Below are 19,083 nucleotides of genomic sequence, written 5' to 3'. Positions count from 1 at the left end.
CAAGGCATGGTGGACAGTAGGACAAACTCGGGCGGGGTGCTAGCAGAGATGACCCGGATATGCGGCGGCGTCGCGAGGAGCGCGCACGAAAGCGGGCGGGCGTCACCGGAAGCGACGTACGCTCGCCCTCTCGTTTCTAACTCGTGCGATAACGCCGCCATAGTTCAGCGAAGGCAACGTAGGCACAAACTGCAAGTATGGTGTGAGAAGTCAGGACGATAAAAATATAAAAACTATCCCTATCGTTGAATCCAAGCCAGTCTGCCAATACCAGCAACACAACCATCGACGCACCGGACTGAACAATCAGCAGGATCAGGAAATATAAATCATCGGAATCCCGGATTTCGAGCCAACGTATCAGATAGAACCATGCAAAGACGGCAAGAATCAGATCGACAGTCGTGAACCCATAAATATAAAGCGCCTCGGGATCGCTAATGCCAAGCCAATCCGAGATGTCCAACAATGTGGCGACCTGGCGATCCGGCATTGGCACGGGATAGGTGTGCACATAGCGAACGGCAAGACAAAATAGGCCAACAAATAATCCTGCCTTGAACAGCTTACGGACAGGTTTCGCCATGCGCGATAACCTCTATGGTGCCGTACGCCGAAAGCCCGGAAGTGCGAACCGGCACAGTGGATGAATGCAAAAGCGAATTGCGGATGGTCCGGAAATCATCGTGGTCGGGCAACGTAATACATTCTTGAGAAATGCCTTGACCGCCCAACGGATGGAGCCGGAAGTGTCCGCGTTTGCCTTTTCGGTTGAAAAGCGTCAACCGTAATGCGGCAGAGCTTCCGTGTCTTTCAGACGAATCTTACGGATGACCCATTTCGCGCATTTTCCCAACCGGGTGATAAGCTCGCAGCCGAACCGCTCAACGCCCCACCCCGCATCACCAAACTCCCCGAACCCCGACCAACCCCGCGCGTTCGCTGTATCGCGCCGCCAGGAGAGCACTCATGACCCTCGCCCCCTCCATCGTCTCCGCCTTCACTCCGACCGGCAAAGTGCGCGCGTCGATCAATCTCGGCAATCCGATCCTCGCGAACCGCGATCCCGCGTCGGGGGAACCGTTCGGCGTGTCGATCGACCTTGCGCGCGCGTTCGCCGCGAAGCTGAACGTCGAGCTCGAACTGGTGGTGTTCGATACGGCCGGCAAGTCGGTCGAGGCGATCAACGAGGAGCGCGCGGATTTCGGCTTTTTCGCGGTCGATCCGTTGCGCGGCGAGAAGATCGCGTTCACCGCGCCGTATGTGTTGATCGAAGGCTTCTACCTGGTGCGCGACGATTCGCCGGTGCGCAGCAATCGCGATGTCGATCAGGCGCATAACCGCGTGGTCGTCGGCAAAGGCAGTGCGTACGATCTGTTTCTCACGCGCGAACTGAAGGCCGCGCAGATCGTGCGCGCACCGAGTTCGCCGAGCGTCGTGCCGACCTTCATCGAACAGCAGCTCGAAGTCGCGGCCGGCGTGAAGCAGCAACTCGAAGCCGATAGGCGCAATACCACCGGGCTGCGGCTGCTCGATGAACGCTTCATGGTGATCCAGCAGGCGATGGGCACGCCGAAGAGCCGCGGCGAAGCGGCAGCCGAAGCGCTGCGTGCGTTCGTCGAAGAGATGAAGGCGTCGGGATTCGTCGCCGACGCGCTTGCGCGGCACGGGATCAACGGCGCCTCGGTGGCGCCTGCCGCGTAGCAGGTCTGCCGCCCGGGGCAGCGCGCTCCGTAGGCATTCGCCGCGCGGCACCTCCGCCGCGCGGCTTCCCCCTTTCTCTCCAACGACGACTCCGCCTGACCCACAGGTCTCGCGCCCGTGATTCGTCGTCCTCCGCAGTTTATCTGCCCCGCCTGCGCATCCGTCCGCCCTTCGCCTGCCCACCCAAGGGATTCCCCCAGGTCCCCCAATTTAGAAACCAATTGCGCGCGGAATACTTTCTCGCCACAATCGCACCTGTTCACATTAATACCATCATGTTCATTTATGAACAGCGGAGAAGCGAAGTGCTGAAGATTGGAATCAATGGCGGCGGCATCGGCGGCCTGGCCGCGGCAATTGCGTTGCACAAGCAGGGGCACGACGTGGTCGTGTTCGAACAGGCCGAGCGTTTCGGGCGGGTCGGCGCCGATATCAACCTGACGCCGAACGCGGTGCGCGCGCTAGACGGTCTCGGCATCGGCGCGACGCTGCGCGAGACCGCCGCGCGTCCATCCGCGCGGATCAGCCGGATGTGGGACACCGGCGCAGTAACCTCGCATCTGCCGATGTCCGACGAAGCCGAGATCAAATACGGCGCGCCGCAGTTGACGATGCACCGCGCGGACGTGATCGCCGCGCTCGAAGCCGCGATGCCGGCCGGCGCGTTGCGGCTCGGCCACCGTGTGACGCAACTCGCGCAGGAAGACGGCGCAGCCAGCCTCACACTCGCCGACGGCACCGAGCAGCGCTTCGATCTCGTGATCGGCGCCGACGGCATCCATTCGGGCGTGCGCGAATTCATCCTCGGTCCCGACGCGCCGCTATTCACCGGCATCGTGTCGTATCGCGCGGTGGTGCCGGCCACGCGTCTGGCGAACCTCGAAACGGGTGCCTTCGTCAAATGGTGGGGCCCGACGCCGGAATCGCAGATCGTCACGTTCCCGCTCAATCGAGGCCGCGACGTGTTCATCTTCGCGACCACCGCGCAGAGCGACTGGACCAACGAATCGTGGACCGCGCCGGGCGACCCCGACGCGCTGCGCGACGCCTACCAGCACTTCCACGCCGACGCGAAAACCCTGCTGGCCGCCTGCGATACCGTGCTCGCGTCCGCGCTGTACGTGCGCGATCCGCTGCCGAAGTGGAGCCGCGGCAACTTCACGCTGCTCGGCGACGCCTGCCATCCGATGATGCCGTTCATGGCGCAAGGCGCCGGCATGGCGATCGAGGATGCGGTGGTGCTGTCGCGCTCGCTGGCCGGCGCATCGAGCGCAACGCTGGACACCGCGCTCACGCGCTACGAACAAGCGCGCCGCGACCGCACCGCGCGCATCCAGATCGGCTCCCGCGGCAACAACTGGCTCAAGGAAGGCGGCAACGGCGATTGGGTCTACGGCTACGATGCGTGGACTGTTCCTGTGGCATGATCCGACTCCCTCGCCTCGCTCTTCGTCCATCGTATGGCTGACAACTCCGACCGCAGTAACGAATCGTCGAACGCCGTTGAGCGCTCGTTCCGGCTGTTGCGTTTCATCGCCGAAGGCGGACAGACCGGCAACGTCAGCGAAGCGGCGCGGCAGCTCGGCGTGAACCGCATCACGCTGATGCGGCTGATCGCATCGCTCGAGGCGCTCGGGTTGATCGTCGACGGACCGGCCGGGCATCGGTTGGGCTTGCCGTTTCTGACGCTCGCGTCGGCCGCGCTCGGCTCGTCGGATCTGATCGGGCATGCGCGCGCGGTGCTGCCCACGCTCGCCGCGCTCACGCGGATGTCCGCGTATCTGGTGGTGCGCGAAGGCGCGCAGATCGTCTATTCGCTCGCCGAAGTGCCGGACACGCCGCTGGTCTCGCAGATTCGCGTCGGCAGCCGGTTGCCCGCGTATCGCGCGACGCCGGGGCTCGCGATGCTCGCGTTGCTGGAACCCGCCGTGCTCGAGCAGATGTGCGCGACGCAGTGGACGGAGCCCGATGCGCCGTCGTTCGACGAGTTGTCCGCGCGTCTCGCGCAGGTCCGCGCCGACGGTTGCGCGTGGAGCCACTCGGGGCTCGAAGCAGGCATCGATTCGTGTGCGGCGCCGATCGTCGATGCAAGCGGCAATGCGCTCGCGGCGCTCAGCATCGCGGGCCCGTCGCGGCTCTTTGCCGACCGGCCCGAGCATGACGAGGCGCTCGCGCAGCCGGTCAAACGCGCCGCCGCGCAGATTTCGAAGCTGTTGGCGTAGCGCTCGGGCGCGCGCCACCGCAAGTAAAAAAACGAGGCCTCGATGGGCCTCGTCTTCACGCTCGTTCGCCTAGCAGTGCCAAGCGAATTTCTCTCTTCAGACCAGCGTGGTCTGAACGTCCACATTGCCGCGCAGCGCCTTCGAATACGGGCAGGTCTGATGCGCGCGCTCGATCAAGCCAAGCGCCACGTCGCGCTCGAGGCCGGGCAGGCTCACGTTCAGACGCGCCTGCAGGAAGTACGCGCCGTCAGTCGTGCCCAGATCGATTTCTGCATCGACGCTGGTATCGACCGGCAGCGTCAGGTGCGCCGCCCGCGCGGCCAGACCCAGCGCGCCGATATAGCACGCGGACCAACCGGCGGCGAGCAGTTGCTCGGGATTGGTGCCGGCGCCCGACGATCCCGGCGACGACAGTTTGACTTCCAGACGGCCGTCCGAGCTGCGCGCGGCGCCATCGCGACCGCCGGTGGTGTGGGTCTTGCCGGTGTACAGCACTTTTTCGATGCGGGTCATGGTGAATGCTCCTGTTGATCCAGTGAATTTCGATGCGGTATGTCCGAGGTCGACGCCGTCGCCGGCGCTTCGCCGGAGCGGCTCGCGATGCAGCGTTGGGTTCGACTTGCGGTGCACGTATTGGAACGCGCGGGTGTATCGCGCGTGTGTCTGGATCAGCGGGTTTGGTATGCGGGCGTATCTGGAATGGCGGTTGATACAGTGCGATACAAACAGGTCATCGCACTGATTTCGAGCCCGATGTCGAAGCGGTTTGCGCCGCCGCTGTATGGGGCGCGCTGTATGAGGCGTTAACTGGTTGGTCGATACCTGTAGCGCCGAATTGCCGGCTGCCTACCAGCGCAGCAGTCGCGGACCGAGCAGCGCGCCGATCACCGTGGGTACGAGCATCCCAAGCAGATACCATGCGGCCCAGAACGGAATGCCCATTTCCGGGCAATGCAGACAGTACGCAAGCGTTGCCGTCGAACCCGCCAGCAAACCGCCCGCCGCGCCCGCCAGCGCAAGCCGCGTCGGCGCCAGTCCTTTGAGGGCCCAAAAAACGGCGACAAAGCCCGGCGCCGCCAGCAGCGCGATCAGCAGCGGACACACGCGCCAGGTCGAGCCGAGCACGAGTGCGAGCCGCGAGCCATCCGGCGCGGCGCTCAACACATAGGCCGCGGCCAGCCACACCAGCACGACCGGCGCGGCGACCACCCAGCGGCTGCGTCCCGCGCGCACGCCGGGCCTGGCAAGCCGCGTCGACATCCACAGCGAGCCAATCATCAAACACAACGGCAGCGCGACTTTGGCCCAGAAGATCGGCGTCACCGCGACTTCGGCGAGATCGCGGCGGATACCGAGCAGCGCCGCGGTAATCAGCGTCGCACTCGCCGCGCCGATCAGCACTGCAATGGCAAAGCGTTTGGTCGGCCCGTGGCGGTCCACCGGCGCGACGCCGGTCGCAAGCAGCGAAATGAAGTCATCCGTTCTCATCGTGTTCCTCGAATCCTCGCGGCCAACGCCTTCAACCCGCGATGCACGCCGATCTTGACCGCCGACTCCGACATGCCGGTCAGCTTCGCGGTCTCCGTCACGGATAGCCCTTCGAGTTTGACGTGCACGATCGGCAGACGCTGACGCTCCGGCAGATGTTCCAGCAGGCTGGCCACGTCGCGCCTCGCTTGCGCCGGTTCGAGATCGGGCGCGGCGAGCAACTCGAACGCATCGTCGAGCGGATCGTTCAACGCATCGTGGCGGGAACGCGCGCGAAAGTAGTCCGTCAGCTTGTAGCGCGCGATCGCGTGAATCCACGCGGTCAGCGGCTCGTCCGCGCGATAGGTGTGCCTCGCGTTGTGCACTGCCAGCAATATTTCCTGCACCAGATCCTCGACATCGGCGGCGCGATCGTAAAGCCTGCGCCGCAGAAAGCCTCGCAGGTGCGGACCCAGTTCCGCGAGAAATTGCCGGTACCCGGCGCTATCGCCATCGAGGCCGCGCAGGAACAGGGCGCGCAGATGCGACTCCTTTGCCTGCGCCGCGGAGATATCGGTAGTTCGGTTCATCTGGGGTGCCGGTTACAGGAAACAGAAGTTTATTCCATCGTCGCTTGCCGCGGCGTTCGTGGCCGGCCTGCGCTCGTGTCTTTTGCGGTGGAAGAAAAAAATTTCCGCGAGCCTGTAACCGCGCCGCGATGCATCGCGAACTATCTGTCAGATGCGCGATGGCGACGCATCGGTAGTTGCTGGATAACGCTCTTCCCCGATGGACAGCGGCCGGTCACGAGCTACAACGCTGAGCGGTCACGGTCCGATTAACGACATTCAAAGGAGTTGTCATGAAACACATTGCAGTCGCGGCAATCGCCGCAGCGTTGCTCGTCGGCGGCAGCCCGGCATTCGCCCAGGCGAGCGGCGCGATGGCCAACGATTCGATGTCGAAAGACTCGATGAGCAAAGACTCGATGGCCAAGGATTCGATGTCCAAAGATGCAATGGGTAAGGACGCGATGTCCAAACACCCGATGAAAAAGGACAGCGGCAAGATGAAACCCGACGCGATGAAGAAAGACGACGCAATGAGCCAGTAACACGCGCGGGTGCGCTCGCGGCCTCGCGCCGCGACCGCACCCGAGCACACCAGCCCACGGATTGCCCGGAGATCGATATGAATGCGCTTGCCCAACCCGGCGCGTCGCCCCGAGCGACGCGCACGATCCAGCCTGCGTGGGTGCGCATCGCGCACTGGCTCAACGCGTTGGCCGTGGTGCTGATGATGCTGTCGGGATGGCGCATCTACGATGCGTCGCCGGTGTTCCGCGATCTCGTAATCCCGCCGAGTATTACCTTGGGCGGCTGGCTCGGTGGCGCATTGCAATGGCATTTCGCGGCGATGTGGCTGCTGTTCGGCAACGCGCTCTTCTATCTGGCGATGAACATCGTCACCGGCCGACTGCGTGCGAAGTTCTTCCCGCTCTCGCCACGCGCGATTCTTCACGATCTCGGCGAAGCATTGCGAGGCCGTCTGTCGCACGCGGACCCAAGCCGCTATAACGCGGTGCAGAGATTCGCTTATCTGTTCGTGATGGTCGACATTGCGGTGTTGATCGTATCGGGGCTCGTGATCTGGAAATCGGTGCAGTTTCCGTTGCTGCGCGAGTTGCTCGGCGGATACGACCGCGCGCGTGTTGTTCATTTCTGCGCGATGGCGTTGCTGGCTGGTTTCATCGTCGTCCATCTGGCCATGGTCGCGCTCGTGCCGCGTTCGCTGCTGACGATGATTCGCGGTCGCTAACAGAGATAACGGAGGAGGGAAAATCGTGAAGCCATCCAATCGTGTGCCGTCGGATATCGACCTCGCGTCGCTGAGTATCGACGTGCGCGGTGAGCTTGACATGCCGTCGCGGCGGCTGTTCGGCAAACGCATCCTGACGCTCGGCGGCCTTGCGATGCTAACCGGCTGCAGCCTGTCGGACGACAAATCGGTCGACACGTTTCTGGCTAGCGTGTCGCGCATGAACGACCGTGTGCAGGCCTGGCTATTCGATCCGAACCGTCTCGCGCCGACCTATACAGAAGCACAGATCACGCGGCCGTTTCCGTTCAATGCGTTCTACGGCATCGACGAGGTACCGCACGTCGACGGCAGCGACTTTCGTTTGAAAGTCAGCGGGCTCGTGCGGAACAGGAAGGACTGGACGCTCGCGGAGCTTTACGCATTACCGCAGGCTGAACAGATCACGCGACATATCTGCGTCGAAGGCTGGAGCGCGATCGGCCGATGGGGCGGCACGCCATTCGCGGAATTCCTGAAGCGCGTCGGTGCCGACACGTCGGCGAAATATGTGGGTTTCAAATGCGCGGACGACTACTATGAAAGCATCGATATGCGAACCGCGCTGCATCCGCAGACGCTACTGACCTTTACGTTCGACGGGCAGCAATTGCCCGAAAAGTACGGCTATCCGATGAAGCTCAGAATGCCCACGAAGCTCGGCTACAAGAATCCCAAGCACATCATGGAGATTTTCGTGACCAACACGTTTCCGGGCGGCTATTGGGTCGATCAGGGTTACAACTGGTTCGGCGGCTCGTGAAGCATGGGTAATGCCTGTCCCCCGGACGGGCGTAACGCCCAGCGGCGCCGGCAGTAACGAGGGGAAATCATGGCGAGCGAATGGAAGCGCCGCGCCAGGTTGTTCATTCAGCGTTTCTGGCAGCCGGTCAGCGCGTGCATGACGTGCATGCCTGGAAGCTGGGGCAATATCCTCAGCCTCCCCCACTGGATGATTGCATTGCAGACAGGTCTGCTGACCGGACTTCTCGCGGTACTGCTGACGTTCACGCCCGCGGCCGGATTCTATAAGCACCGGTATGGCAATGCGCTGATTGTCGGCGTACTGACCACGATCGGCGATGCTTTCTCTCATCCGAACCATTACCGCATTCCGTTTGTGGAGCATTTGATGACCGGAGTGGTATCCGGTCTGTTGGCATTGGCGGCGTCATATCTGCTCGAAGACAAGGCAAGACGCGTGCGCACCGCATGGTCGCGGGTTTTTTCGTAGCGAAAATGGTGCGATCGGAACCGCACGGCCAGCCCCGACCGACCGGGAAAGATCGGAGGCTGCGCCGTCGTCACACCGCGAAATTCCCGGTCCGCCACCGGATCACAACGACTGCGCCGAAAACGTATCGCATTGACGGACGTCACCGCTCGTCAGACCACGCTTGAGCCATCGCTGACGCTGTTCGCTCGTGCCGTGCGTGAACGCCTCGGGCACGACGCGCCCCTGCGATTGCCGCTGCAGCCGGTCATCGCCGATCGCACCGGCTGCGTTCAGGCCTTGCTCGAAATCGCCCGGCTCGATCAGCTTCGCATTCTGGTGCTGCGCGACCGCGGCCCACACCCCCGCCAGACAATCCGCCTGCAATTCGAGCCGCACGGACAACGCGTTGGCCCGTGCTTCGGACATGCGTGCACGCGCTGCGTCGTACTTATCGGAGATGCCGAGCACGTTCTGCACGTGATGCCCGACCTCATGCGCGATCACGTACGCCTGCGCGAAGTCGCCGCTCGCGCCGAAACGTTCGCGCAGTTCGCGATAAAACGACAGATCGATATAGACCGTGCGATCTTGCGGGCAGTAGAAAGGACCCATTGCCGACTGGCCGGTGCCGCATGCGGTTTGCGTTGCGTCCGTGAAAAGCACCAGCCTGGGCGCCGGATAGTCGTGACCTCCGACCTGCGTCTGGAAGATATGCTGCCACGTGCGTTCGGTGTTGCCGAGCACACGGCGAACGAAATGGCCGCCCTGATCGTCGACGGGGGCGGCATTCGCCGGCGCCTGACGCTGCTCGGTGCGGCCTTGCAGCACCTGCGCGCCATTGATGATCGTCATCGGATTGATGCCGAAGAAATACGAAGCGGCCAGCGCAATGATGACGGTCCCGATCCCAATGCCGCCACCGACGCGCATCCCGCCGCCGCCTCGCCGGTCTTCGACGTTCTGGCTTTCTGCTTCATCATCGAGGCGCATGTTTTTCCCCTGAAATGTTTTGCAACGCGTGCGAGGCTATGTAATGGGTAACGTGTAGCATTTTATATACCGGCGCACAAAAAAAATGCCAACCCCTAAAGGGTTGGCATTGCGCTGCGAGAGTATGACTTCTATCAGGTATGACTGCTGTTAGAACTGATTCATCGTGTTGTCTTTACCTGCCGCTTTCAGCGCTGCTTCGCCGCTGAAGTATTCCTTGTGGTCATCGCCGATATCCGAGCCCGACATGTTCTGGTGCTTCACACAGGCGATGCCCTGACGGATTTCCTTGCGCTGCACGTTAGCCACATAACCGAGCATGCCCTGGTCGCCGAAATATTCCTTGGCGAGGTTGTCGGTCGACAGCGCGGCGGTGTGGTACGTCGGCAGCGTGATCAGGTGATGGAAAATCCCTGCTTCACGCGATGCATCGGCCTGGAAGGTCCGGATCTTCTCGTCGGCGAGCGTCGCCAGTTCGGTCTCATCGTATTCCACGCTCATCAGCTGCGCGCGGTCGTATCGGGACACGTCCTTGCCGGCGGCCTTCAGCGCGTCGTACGCCTGCTGGCGGAAATTGAGCGTCCAGTTGAACGACGGGCTGTTGTTGTACACCAGCTTCGCGTTCGGAATCACCTTGCGAATCTCGCTGACCATCCCGCCGATCTGCGCGATGTGCGGTTTTTCCGTTTCGATCCACAGCAGGTCGGCGCCGTTTTGCAGCGCGGTCACGCAATCGAGCACGCAGCGCGCTTCGCCCGTGCCGGCGCGGAACTGGAACAGGTTGCTCGGCAGGCGCTTCGGACGCAGCAATTTGCCGTCGCGCTTGATGACAACGTCGCCGTTGCCGAGTTGGTCGGCCGACAGTTCTTCGCAATCGAGGAACGAGTTGTATTGGTCGCCCAGGTCGCCCGGCTTGTTCGTCACCGCGATCTGCTTGGTCAGGCCGGCGCCGAGCGAGTCGGTACGGGCCACGATGATGCCGTCGTCCACGCCCAGTTCGAGGAACGCGTAGCGGATCGCACGGATCTTGGCGAGAAAGTCCTCATGCGGCACGGTGACCTTGCCGTCCTGGTGGCCACACTGCTTCTCGTCGGACACCTGATTTTCGATCTGGATGCAGCATGCGCCCGCTTCGATGAACTGCTTGGCCAGCAGGTAGGTTGCTTCCGCGTTGCCGAAACCGGCGTCGATGTCGGCGATGATCGGCACCACGTGGGTCACGTGGTTGTCGATCTGTTCCTGAATTGCGGCCTTCGCAGCGCCTTCGGCCGCATCGAGCTGGCGGAACAGACCGCCGAGCTCACGGGCATCGGCCTGACGCAGGAACGTGTACAGCTCGCGGATCAGCGCGCTGACGGAGGTTTTTTCGTGCATCGACTGGTCCGGCAGCGGGCCGAACTCGGAGCGCAGCGCGGCCACCATCCAGCCCGACAGATACAGATAGCGGCGCTCGGTGCTGTTGAAGTGCTTCTTGATGGAGATCATCTTCTGCTGACCGATGAAGCCGTGCCAGCAGCCGAGCGACTGGGTGTATTTGGCCGGATCGGCATCGTACGCGGCCATGTCCGCGCGCATGATTTTAGCGGTGTACTTCGCGATGTCGAGGCCCGTTTTGAACTTGTTCTGCGCACGCATACGTGCCGCGTATTCGGGGCTGATGGCATTCCAGGAACTGCCTTGTTTCTCCTTCAAACCAGCCACTGCCTTGATGTCGTCTTGATATTGGGCCATGTCCATCTCCTGAGCTAAGGGTGTTTGACTAAACCGTTCGGCTCGCCGCTACGTCTGTGGGTGCGAGCTGCATGGACTAAATAGTAGCGTTGGCCGACGCGCTCGGGTGAAGTCTTATATAAGACATAAGAGTTTATTTTTCGTTCTTTTTCAATGAGATACGCAACTCTTTTTGCGATGCAAAAAGCACTTTCAAGCGGCGAAAAAATCGCGCCGACGAAATTCCGGACGAATTCCGCGATGTGAAAAGTGTTTTCGGGTGTTGGAGATGGGACAGGCGGGGACGGCTTGAGCCGGGATCGCTAGCGGGACGAGCTGGTCGAGGTCGTTTTTTTGAATGGCCGCTGACGGCGAGTCCGGCCAGCGTATGCGGTCCGCTGAGAAAGCGGACATTCGCCGGCAACGAGGTTCGGACGCTCGTGCGTCGATATTGCGCCGGAAGCAGTCAGCTGTTTCCGGAGCCGGCGTTACTTATCCCCAAAGATCAGGATTGGCGTTTGCCGCGTCCGCCAGCGGGTTTGTTCGCCGGCTTACGTGAATCCGCTACCGGCTTCTTGCCGGTGGGTTTGCCGGCGGGTTTGCTGCGCGGCTTTTGCACGCTAAATGGGCTACCGACGGTGAAGCGCGTGTCGTTATCCGCGGCCACGGCGCGCTGCGTCGCAGGCTTACCCTTGCTTTCGCCACCTTGCGGGCGCGGCTTTTTGCCGGGCGCCTGCGCCGCGACCGCCGCAGCTTGCGGCACTTTAGGCTTCTTCGGTTTTTTCGGCTTCTTGATGAGTTCGCCCGTCGCGCTGGTTTCCGGCACGCGATGGTCGGCCTCAAAACCCGGCTCTTCTTTGCGGGGCAGCGTTTGCCGGATCAGCGCTTCGATCGCGGCCAGTTGCGGCGCTTCATCCGCACACACCAGCGACACCGCCACACCGCTCGCCCCCGCGCGGCCGGTACGGCCAATCCGGTGCACATAGTCTTGCGCGACGATCGGCAGATCGACGTTGATCACCAGCGGCAGATCGTCGATATCCAGTCCGCGCGCGGCGACATCGGTGGCGACCAGCATCTGTACCTCGCGCGTCTTGAAGCGCTCCAGCGCACGCAAGCGCGCGGGCTGCGGTTTGTCGCCGTGGATCGTATCGACCGCGTAGCCGGCTTCATCGAGCCTCGCCGCGAGGTAATCCACGCCATTGCGGGTCTTGACGAACACCAGCGCGTGCTCCCAGCGGTTCTCGGCCACGAGGTGCATAAACAGCTCGGGCTTGTTCCGTTTATCCACCGGCACCACCCACTGCTTGATCTTGCTGGCCGTGGCATTGGGCGGGCTGACGCTGATATTGACCGGGTCGCGCAGGATGTTCGTCGCCATCGCGCGGATATCGTCGGTAAACGTCGCGGAGAACAGCAACGTCTGGCGCCGCGCGGGCAACGCGGCGAAGACGGCGTCGAGTTCGCGCGCAAAGCCGAGATCAAGCATGCGGTCGGCTTCATCCAGCACCAGCGTTTGCACCTGGTCGAACTGCACCGCGTTCTGGCGATTCAGATCGAGCAAACGGCCCGGCGTGGCAACGAGCACATCCACACCTTTGCGCAACTTCATCATCTGCGGGTTGATGCTCACACCGCCGTAGGCGGCGAGCAATCGCAAGTCGAGACCTTTGCCGTAAGCGATGAAGCTTTGCAGCACCTGTTCGGCCAGTTCGCGCGTGGGCAACAACACCAGAACGCGCACGCGGTTGCTCGACACCGCCGGGCCGTGCTGCACCAGCCTTTGCAGCAGCGGCAGCGCAAAGCCCGCCGTCTTGCCGGTGCCGGTCTGAGCCGCGGCCATCACGTCCTTGCCGCCGAGCACGGCAGGAATCGCCTTGTTCTGCACCGGCGTCGGTGTCTGGTAATTGAGGTCCTGCAGATTACGCAGCAAGGGATCGATCAGGCCAAGGGAGGCAAAAGACATCGGCGTATTCCGGGCTAAAAACGCAATTCTAGCGGTTAGCGCGCTGCGGGCAGCGGCCGAGCGATGGGCAGAAAGACCGACGGTGCCCGGGACACGCCACGGTGATCTGCTGCGCGCTACCTTTCATCGTAAGCGCGACGTCAGGCTGGACAGCAACAAACGCCGCCAGCCAAAATGATCCCTCGTCGCAAAACCGGCCGATCGGCGCAGGGCCCGGTGAAACCCGCACGAGACGCCTGACCACCGGCGCCCCCGCCCCGACCACGCGCATCGCGCCAACTAACACGAACCATGAATCCCGGCATCGTCTACGCCTTTTCCGCCTTCGTCATCTGGGGCCTCTTTCCCGTCTACTTCAAGACGCTCCACCAGATTCCCGCGCTCGAGATACTCGCCCACCGCATGGCGTGGTCGCTCGTGTTCATCGTCGCGGTGCTCGCGGTCCGCAATCACTGGGCGTGGCTGCGCCCGGCGCTGCGCGACAGGCGCGTGCTCGGACGCTTCGTCGCGAGCGCGGTGCTGCTCTCGGCCAACTGGGGTATCTACATCTGGGCGGTAAACGCGGGGCATATCGTCGAAGCGAGCCTGGGCTACTTCATCAATCCGCTCATCAACGTGCTGTTCGGCTTCGTGTTCCTGCATGAGCGGATGCGCCCGCTGCAATGGTGCGCGGTCGCGCTCGCGACGTTGGGCGTGGTCTGGCTCACCTGGCAAAACGGCGCGCCGCCGTGGATCAGCCTGGCGCTCGCGCTGACGTTCGGCGGCTACGGGCTTCTGCGCAAGACCGCGAAGCTGGGCGCGCTGGAAGGCCTCGCGCTCGAAACGGTGCTGCTGTTTCCGGTGGCGATCGTCTATCTGCTGATCATCGGCATGGCCGGCGCGAGCCATTTCACGCATGCGCCGCTCGGGCTGCAACTGCTGCTGGCCGCCGCCGGGCCGATCACGGCCGTGCCGCTGCTGCTGTTCGCGGCCGCCGCGCGACGTATCCCGCTGTCGATGCTCGGCCTGATCCAGTACGTGACGCCCACGCTTCAGCTGCTCACCGGCGTGCTGATCTACAGTGAGCCGTTCGGCTCCGTGCAGGCGGTCGGCTACGGCGCGATCTGGGTGGCACTCGCGCTCTACTCGTTCGAAGGGCTGCGCGGCACGCTGGCCGCCGCGCGGCAGGCGCGCCGGGCGGCTTGAAGAGGCTGAAGGGCGGCACAACTGAAAACCGATGCGTGGACTTGCGCCCATCCGCTGCGCGCAAGTCTGCCGAGAACGGGAGCTAGCGCTGCGTCTATCGCTTCGACGACAGCTCGAGGCCAGCCCCGCCGGTGCAATCCTTGCACTAGACTTCATTGTCACCGCCCAGCCACCCATGCCCGCCCCCATCGAGCACCCACCCGAACCTTCAACCCGCCCGGTTCTGGTCTGGGACGCACCGGTCCGTCTGTTCCACTGGCTGACCGTCGCGCTGGTCGCGGCCGCTTATGTCACGCTGAAACTGAACCTGATCGACTGGCACATCCGCGCCGGCGAAACGCTGCTGGCACTGCTCATCGCGCGGTTGCTGTGGGGCTGTGTCGGCAGCGAGACCGCGCGCTTTCGCAGTTTCGTCGCGTCGCCCGCAAGCGCGTTTCGTCACTTGCGGCGGCTGTTTCATCGCGAACCGGATGTGCAGGTCGGCCACAATGCGGCCGGCGGCTGGATGGTTCTGTTGCTGCTCGCGTTGCTGCTGATCGAGACGCTGAGCGGCCTCTACATCAACAACGACATCGCCGACGAAGGCCCGTTGAGCGAACGGGTGCCCGTGTGGCTCGCCAACGCGATCTCGTCGCTACACGGTCTGGTCTGGGACGTGCTGCTCGCCGCGGTGGCATTGCACGTCGTCGTGATCGCGCTCTACGCGGCGGTGAAAGGCCACCACCTGCTGCGGCCGATGCTGACCGGCTACAAGCGGCTACCGTTGTCGCTCGACGCCCCGCGGCAAGCGCCGCCATGGCTTGCGCTGCTGCCGCTCGGCGTCGGCATCGGCGTGGTGATGCTGCTCGCGGCTTATCTTTGAGCCTGCGCCCGCCGCGAGCCTCATTCCTGCAGCACTACGGCACAAACCGACACAAATGGCCGGCAGCAGCGGCCGGCACAATCGGCCGGCCCCAGCGGCCGCGCTTACTTCGGCGGCGTCACCTGGCCGCGAATCTCCCCGTTCGGATTGTTCTTCGTATGAACATTGATGTACATCTGACCGCCCTCGAACAGCTTGGCCTCGTCCGCCGATAGCGTCGCCTGCCCGGTGATCGGGCTGGTCACCTCGGCCGTGCCCTTCTGCGAAATCCACACTTTCACGCCGGCGTTCTGACCGGCGGCGGCAGGTCCGTGGAAATGCGCCATCGTGACCGGACTCGTCAAGCCGCTGAAGGTGATGTTCCACGTGACGACCCGCGAGCCGGCGTCGTACGTGAGCGCGGCATTGCCGCTGCCGGGCGTCTGCACCGGCGGCACCTGCTGGGCGCCCGTCAACGGCACGGCAAACGAAACCGGCGCGGCCTGGGCGAAGCTCAAAGCACCCGCTAAAGCGAGACCACCGAACACCATGCAGGCGCGTTGCGAGATCGATCGTGACATTTGGTTTTCTCCAGTTGGGTGGGTCCTGCGTGCGCAGGCCATGTCCGAAGCATCCGACCGGCCAGGTCGGCACGGCTGCCGGCCTCGGCGGTGACAACAAGAATAGACGCCAGCCGCACGAAACGCGCAGGAAGAATCGACCCGCGACCGCTAACGCCCATAATCAGCAACCAGCCGCAGCCGCAGCCGCAGCCGCAGCCGCAGCCGCCGTTCTATGAAAACAGCGCCGACGTATCGATGTCAGCCATCTTGTCGAGTTCGTCGCGACGCGTATCGCAGGCCCGCCGGATCAACGCGCGTTGCCCGATCCACACCACCAGCGAAATCAAACCGAGGCTGCCGAGCGCGATGAACGCAGCCGGATAGCCGAAGCGGGTCGCGAGCCAGCCGCCGAGCAACGGACTCAGACAGCCGCCCGCCGCTTCCACGCTTTTCACCACGCCCTGACCGAGATTCACGCGTCCGCTGCCATGCAACAGATGCACGACCAGCGCGGGAATCGCCACGCTTTGCAGACCGGATCCCAGACCGTCGAAAATCTGCACCGGCAAGATGCCCCACGTCGCGGTCAGCCATGCGGCCGTCACCGCGCGCGCGGGCAGCGTGATCAGCGTCACGAGGATGATCGGCCAGAAGCCGAAGCGGCGAATCAGGCGACTCGCGTAGACGGCGGCAATCAGCATCACGACCTGCGAAATGATGATGTTCGCCGCGGCGATGCCGCTCGCGTTGCGGTGATGCAGCGCCGCTTCGGCCATGCTGTAAAGCGGCAGCATCGCGGAATTGCCGAGGCTGAACGCGGCCAGCACGATCGACAGCAACAGCAGCGGGCGCGAGCGCAGCACCGCGCGGATGCCTTGCGCGTGGATCTGCGAGGTGTCGCTGTCGTCCTCGTGGGACAGCCCGCGCGCATAGTGCCGATGCACCGCGCGCGCCGGAATCAGCAGCACCGACACGATGCAGGCGAGCCCGAATGCCGCGCCGAGCGCGAACACCCAGACGACGCCGAGCCACCAGCCGATCGCCCCGGACAACGCGGCCGCCGCGATATTGCCGGCATGGTTCGCGACCTGGGTGCGGCCGTACAGGCGGTCGAAATTCTTGCGGCCCGCCATGCCGAGCGTCAGCCCGGTCAACGCGGTGCCCATCACCGAGCCCGCCACCGCTGTCGCGATCTGCGACAGCGCGATCGGCCAGAAACTGCGCGATATCCAGAACACGCCCGCGGCCACGACCGTCAGCGCGCTGGCGACCACCACCACCGAGCGGCGATGCGAAGTCGCATCAATCAGCGCGCCGGCCGGCGCTGTGACGAGCACGCCGACGATCGCTCCAAGCGTCAGCACCGTGCCGATCAGGCCGGCGCTCCAGCCGTGCTCCTGCAGGAAGATGCCGAGAAAAGGGCCGGCGCCGGCCTGCACGTCCGCGGCAAAGAAGCTGACCGCCAGTAACGGCAATGACGGTTTCGCGTGATGTTTTTCCATTATGTCGAGCGCGCTCCCTGGGACTTCTACCGCTCAGGCTCCCTCGACACGTTGTGCGCGAAAGGCCGTCAGGTACTTCGCGCTCTGCTCCGCATCATTCGTGCCTGTCGCCGCGCGCGCCCACCCGGCGGACCACTGAGCCCGGCGCCGTGCTCATCGCCGCCCTGCGAAATACCGGCCCAACACGTAATTCGCGCTCGACCCGTGCAACAGCACCGACAGAACGATCGCGTCCAGCACCGCGGGCAACAGCGGCGCGATCGCATCGCGTGCGAATTCGAGTCCGAACATCAGGTAGTAGAACGCACCGACGCCGCGAATCCCCATCCACGCCATCAGTTGCCGTTGACCTCGGTCGATGCGCGCGCCGCCCATCGCGACGAAAACCGACAGCGGCCGCGCGACGAAAAACAGAAACAGCGCGGGCAGTACCGCGCGAACGTCGAGCATGTCGCGCCAATGCGCGGACACCACGCAGCCGATGATCAGCATCAGCGACAACTCCCCGATCCGTTCCATTTCGAGCGTGAAGCCCATCATCGACTCGGCCAGATAGGCGTGCGCTTTTTGCGGGTCTTTGGCGACCTCGACCCGTTCGCCGCGCGGCACGTCTTCGAGCACTTCCGCGGGATTCCTGTCGCCGGTCGCGCGCAATTCCTCGTGACGCAGCGCGACGCCCGCGACGAACACCGCGATGAACGCATACGCATGCAGGAGCAGCGCCGCGCCGTACGACGTCGCCATCAGACCTAGCGCGAGAAAACCGTCGAGGCCGATCGCCTCGCCGTAGCGGGTGCGCAGAAACAGGATCGCGCGGGCGAACACGATCGCGAGCACGCCGCCGATCACCGGCGCGCTCACGATGCCCCACGCCACCGAGCCGGCGAAATGCGCGCCGCTGCTGGAGCCGTACAGCTGCGCGCCGGCCATCGTCAGCCCGAGCACCGCGAACGGGTAAGCGGCGCCGTCGTTCATCCCGCCTTCGCCGGACAGCGCGAAGCGCACCGGTTCGTCGTCGCCGGCCTGCTTCACGCGCAGTTCGTTGGCGAGCACCGGGTCGGTCGGCGCGAGCGTCGCGGCGAGAAACAGCGCGGCGCCGCTTGCGTGGCCGTTCAACCACGCGGTGAAGCCGAACATCATCGCGACGGTGACCAGCATCGCGGGGCCGCCCAAGCGCAGCGGCAACCACCACAGCGGATTGTTCAGACGCACGCGCAGATGCATGCCGATCGAGAACAGCGACACCACCAGCCCGACTTCCGCGATGATCGCGAGCAACACCGTGTTGCCGAGCAGATCGACGCCGACCAGACCGGTCACGCCCGGCCCCATCGCGACGCCGACCGCGAGATAGATCATCGCGCCCGTCAGCGGCAGGCGGCGGATCGGTCCGCGCGCGACCGCCATGAACGTCAGCAGCGCGCCGATCAGCAGGAACCACAGCGGTTCGTCTCTCATGTCGGGAGTTCGGGCGCGCGCAACTGTCGCCGGCGACGAGCCGCGCGGCGCCTAGCGCGCATCGCTCGCGCCTTGCGGCATAGCTGGGCGTTCGCCTTTGCCCGCCGCGTGTGGGTCCGGTGTGCGCGGCGGCGGCTTCGCGCGCCCCGCCTGTTCGCGCCTTACCTGATCGCGACTCAACTCGGCGGGCGGCGTGCCCGTCTGACCGGCCGCGCCCGCGCCGCCCTCGGTGCCCGCGCTGTGGCCGGCCTGCGCGAGCAGCAGCTGGGCCGCGCCGGTCGAAATACGCGGCGTCGCAGCTTCGCGTTGTTGCTGCTGCGCGATTGCGCTGCCGGCCGCGAACAACAGCATCGCGAACAGCGCCACGCCGACGGCGCGCAGTACCAGCTTCTTGAGTTTCAT

The 19,083-nt window shown here is 64.0% G+C and carries 21 protein-coding genes; 9 read left to right on the top strand and 12 right to left on the bottom strand.

Going from position 1 to position 19,083, the window contains the following annotated elements:
- Positions 1–136: 136 nt before the first annotated feature.
- Complete coding sequence (locus tag LJ656_RS23380) at positions 137–586, bottom strand: hypothetical protein (RefSeq protein ID WP_230511888.1); 450 nt, start codon at positions 584–586, stop codon at positions 137–139.
- Positions 567–785 carry a tlde1 domain-containing protein gene (locus LJ656_RS23375; protein WP_268998747.1) on the bottom strand — a complete coding sequence of 73 codons (219 nt, stop codon included), beginning with the start codon at positions 783–785 and terminating at the stop codon, positions 567–569. The genes LJ656_RS23380 and LJ656_RS23375 overlap by 20 nt, the downstream gene beginning before the upstream one ends.
- A gap of 184 nt (positions 786–969) precedes the next feature.
- Between LJ656_RS23375 and LJ656_RS23370 the strand changes: the two genes are divergently transcribed.
- The 3 genes from LJ656_RS23370 to LJ656_RS23360 all read left to right on the top strand — a co-directional run bounded on the left by LJ656_RS23370 (position 970) and on the right by LJ656_RS23360 (position 3,926).
- The gene (locus LJ656_RS23370) at positions 970–1,704 is read left to right on the top strand and encodes an ABC transporter substrate-binding protein (protein ID WP_230511887.1); all 735 of its coding nucleotides are present in this window, start codon (positions 970–972) and stop codon (positions 1,702–1,704) included.
- A 305-nt stretch (positions 1,705–2,009) separates the two neighbouring features.
- Positions 2,010–3,131, top strand: coding sequence for an FAD-dependent monooxygenase (locus LJ656_RS23365; protein WP_230511886.1), 1,122 nt, complete (start codon positions 2,010–2,012; stop codon positions 3,129–3,131).
- Positions 3,132–3,164: 33 nt separating this feature from the next.
- Positions 3,165–3,926 carry an IclR family transcriptional regulator gene (locus LJ656_RS23360; protein ID WP_230511885.1) on the top strand — a complete coding sequence of 254 codons (762 nt, stop codon included), beginning with the start codon at positions 3,165–3,167 and terminating at the stop codon, positions 3,924–3,926.
- A 96-nt stretch (positions 3,927–4,022) separates the two neighbouring features.
- Here LJ656_RS23360 and LJ656_RS23355 read toward each other — a convergent pair whose 3' ends face one another.
- The 3 genes from LJ656_RS23355 to LJ656_RS23345 all read right to left on the bottom strand — a co-directional run bounded on the left by LJ656_RS23355 (position 4,023) and on the right by LJ656_RS23345 (position 5,983).
- Positions 4,023–4,439 (bottom strand): organic hydroperoxide resistance protein, encoded by a 417-nt coding sequence (locus LJ656_RS23355; protein WP_230511884.1) that lies wholly within the window; start codon positions 4,437–4,439, stop codon positions 4,023–4,025.
- Positions 4,440–4,772: 333 nt separating this feature from the next.
- Positions 4,773–5,414 carry a DUF1109 domain-containing protein gene (locus tag LJ656_RS23350; protein WP_230511883.1) on the bottom strand — a complete coding sequence of 214 codons (642 nt, stop codon included), beginning with the start codon at positions 5,412–5,414 and terminating at the stop codon, positions 4,773–4,775.
- The gene (locus LJ656_RS23345; RefSeq protein ID WP_230511882.1) at positions 5,411–5,983 is read right to left on the bottom strand and encodes a sigma-70 family RNA polymerase sigma factor; all 573 of its coding nucleotides are present in this window, start codon (positions 5,981–5,983) and stop codon (positions 5,411–5,413) included. The genes LJ656_RS23350 and LJ656_RS23345 overlap by 4 nt, the downstream gene beginning before the upstream one ends.
- A 272-nt stretch (positions 5,984–6,255) precedes the next feature.
- On the opposite strand from LJ656_RS23345, the gene LJ656_RS23340 reads away from it, so the two are divergent.
- The 4 genes from LJ656_RS23340 (at position 6,256) to LJ656_RS23325 (ending at position 8,484) form a co-directional block, all read left to right on the top strand.
- Entirely contained in the window at positions 6,256–6,507 is a 252-nt protein-coding gene (locus tag LJ656_RS23340; protein WP_230511881.1) for a pentapeptide MXKDX repeat protein, read from the top strand.
- Between the two features lie 77 nt (positions 6,508–6,584).
- Positions 6,585–7,211 (top strand): cytochrome b/b6 domain-containing protein, encoded by a 627-nt coding sequence (locus LJ656_RS23335; protein WP_230511880.1) that lies wholly within the window; start codon positions 6,585–6,587, stop codon positions 7,209–7,211.
- 25 nt (positions 7,212–7,236) lie between these two features.
- Positions 7,237–8,013: a molybdopterin-dependent oxidoreductase gene (locus tag LJ656_RS23330; protein ID WP_230511879.1), complete on the top strand. Its 777-nt coding sequence runs from the start codon at positions 7,237–7,239 to the stop codon at positions 8,011–8,013.
- A 69-nt stretch (positions 8,014–8,082) separates the two neighbouring features.
- Positions 8,083–8,484 (top strand): hypothetical protein, encoded by a 402-nt coding sequence (locus tag LJ656_RS23325; RefSeq protein ID WP_230511878.1) that lies wholly within the window; start codon positions 8,083–8,085, stop codon positions 8,482–8,484.
- Positions 8,485–8,586: 102 nt separating this feature from the next.
- On the opposite strand, the gene ypfJ is transcribed toward LJ656_RS23325, so the two are convergent.
- From ypfJ to LJ656_RS23310, 3 genes are all read right to left on the bottom strand, one after another.
- Positions 8,587–9,456, bottom strand: a complete 870-nt coding sequence (ypfJ, locus tag LJ656_RS23320; protein WP_230511877.1) for a KPN_02809 family neutral zinc metallopeptidase — start codon at positions 9,454–9,456, stop codon at positions 8,587–8,589.
- 150 nt (positions 9,457–9,606) lie between these two features.
- Positions 9,607–11,187, bottom strand: coding sequence for an isocitrate lyase (locus LJ656_RS23315; RefSeq protein WP_230511876.1), 1,581 nt, complete (start codon positions 11,185–11,187; stop codon positions 9,607–9,609).
- A gap of 484 nt (positions 11,188–11,671) precedes the next feature.
- The gene (locus LJ656_RS23310; RefSeq protein ID WP_230511875.1) at positions 11,672–13,132 is read right to left on the bottom strand and encodes a DEAD/DEAH box helicase; all 1,461 of its coding nucleotides are present in this window, start codon (positions 13,130–13,132) and stop codon (positions 11,672–11,674) included.
- Positions 13,133–13,423: 291 nt separating this feature from the next.
- On the opposite strand from LJ656_RS23310, the gene rarD reads away from it, so the two are divergent.
- Both rarD and LJ656_RS23300 read left to right on the top strand, forming a co-directional pair.
- The gene (gene rarD / locus LJ656_RS23305; protein WP_230511874.1) at positions 13,424–14,317 is read left to right on the top strand and encodes an EamA family transporter RarD; all 894 of its coding nucleotides are present in this window, start codon (positions 13,424–13,426) and stop codon (positions 14,315–14,317) included.
- A 175-nt stretch (positions 14,318–14,492) separates the two neighbouring features.
- Positions 14,493–15,179, top strand: coding sequence for a cytochrome b/b6 domain-containing protein (locus tag LJ656_RS23300; protein ID WP_230511873.1), 687 nt, complete (start codon positions 14,493–14,495; stop codon positions 15,177–15,179).
- 104 nt (positions 15,180–15,283) lie between these two features.
- On the opposite strand, the gene LJ656_RS23295 is transcribed toward LJ656_RS23300, so the two are convergent.
- From LJ656_RS23295 to LJ656_RS23280, 4 genes are all read right to left on the bottom strand, one after another.
- Entirely contained in the window at positions 15,284–15,739 is a 456-nt protein-coding gene (locus LJ656_RS23295; protein WP_230511872.1) for a CHRD domain-containing protein, read from the bottom strand.
- Positions 15,740–15,951: 212 nt separating this feature from the next.
- Positions 15,952–17,223 carry an MFS transporter gene (locus tag LJ656_RS23290; RefSeq protein ID WP_230511871.1) on the bottom strand — a complete coding sequence of 424 codons (1,272 nt, stop codon included), beginning with the start codon at positions 17,221–17,223 and terminating at the stop codon, positions 15,952–15,954.
- Between the two features lie 153 nt (positions 17,224–17,376).
- Positions 17,377–18,681, bottom strand: a complete 1,305-nt coding sequence (locus LJ656_RS23285) for a cation:proton antiporter (RefSeq protein WP_230511870.1) — start codon at positions 18,679–18,681, stop codon at positions 17,377–17,379.
- A gap of 51 nt (positions 18,682–18,732) precedes the next feature.
- Positions 18,733–19,083, bottom strand: coding sequence for a hypothetical protein (locus LJ656_RS23280; protein WP_230511869.1), 351 nt, complete (start codon positions 19,081–19,083; stop codon positions 18,733–18,735).

Source organism: Paraburkholderia sejongensis, from assembly GCF_020880815.1.
Classification (GTDB): Bacteria; Pseudomonadota; Gammaproteobacteria; order Burkholderiales; family Burkholderiaceae; genus Paraburkholderia; species Paraburkholderia sejongensis.
The sequence above is the reverse complement of the archived record's forward strand: the minus strand, read 5'-3'. Positions and strand labels throughout refer to the sequence as shown.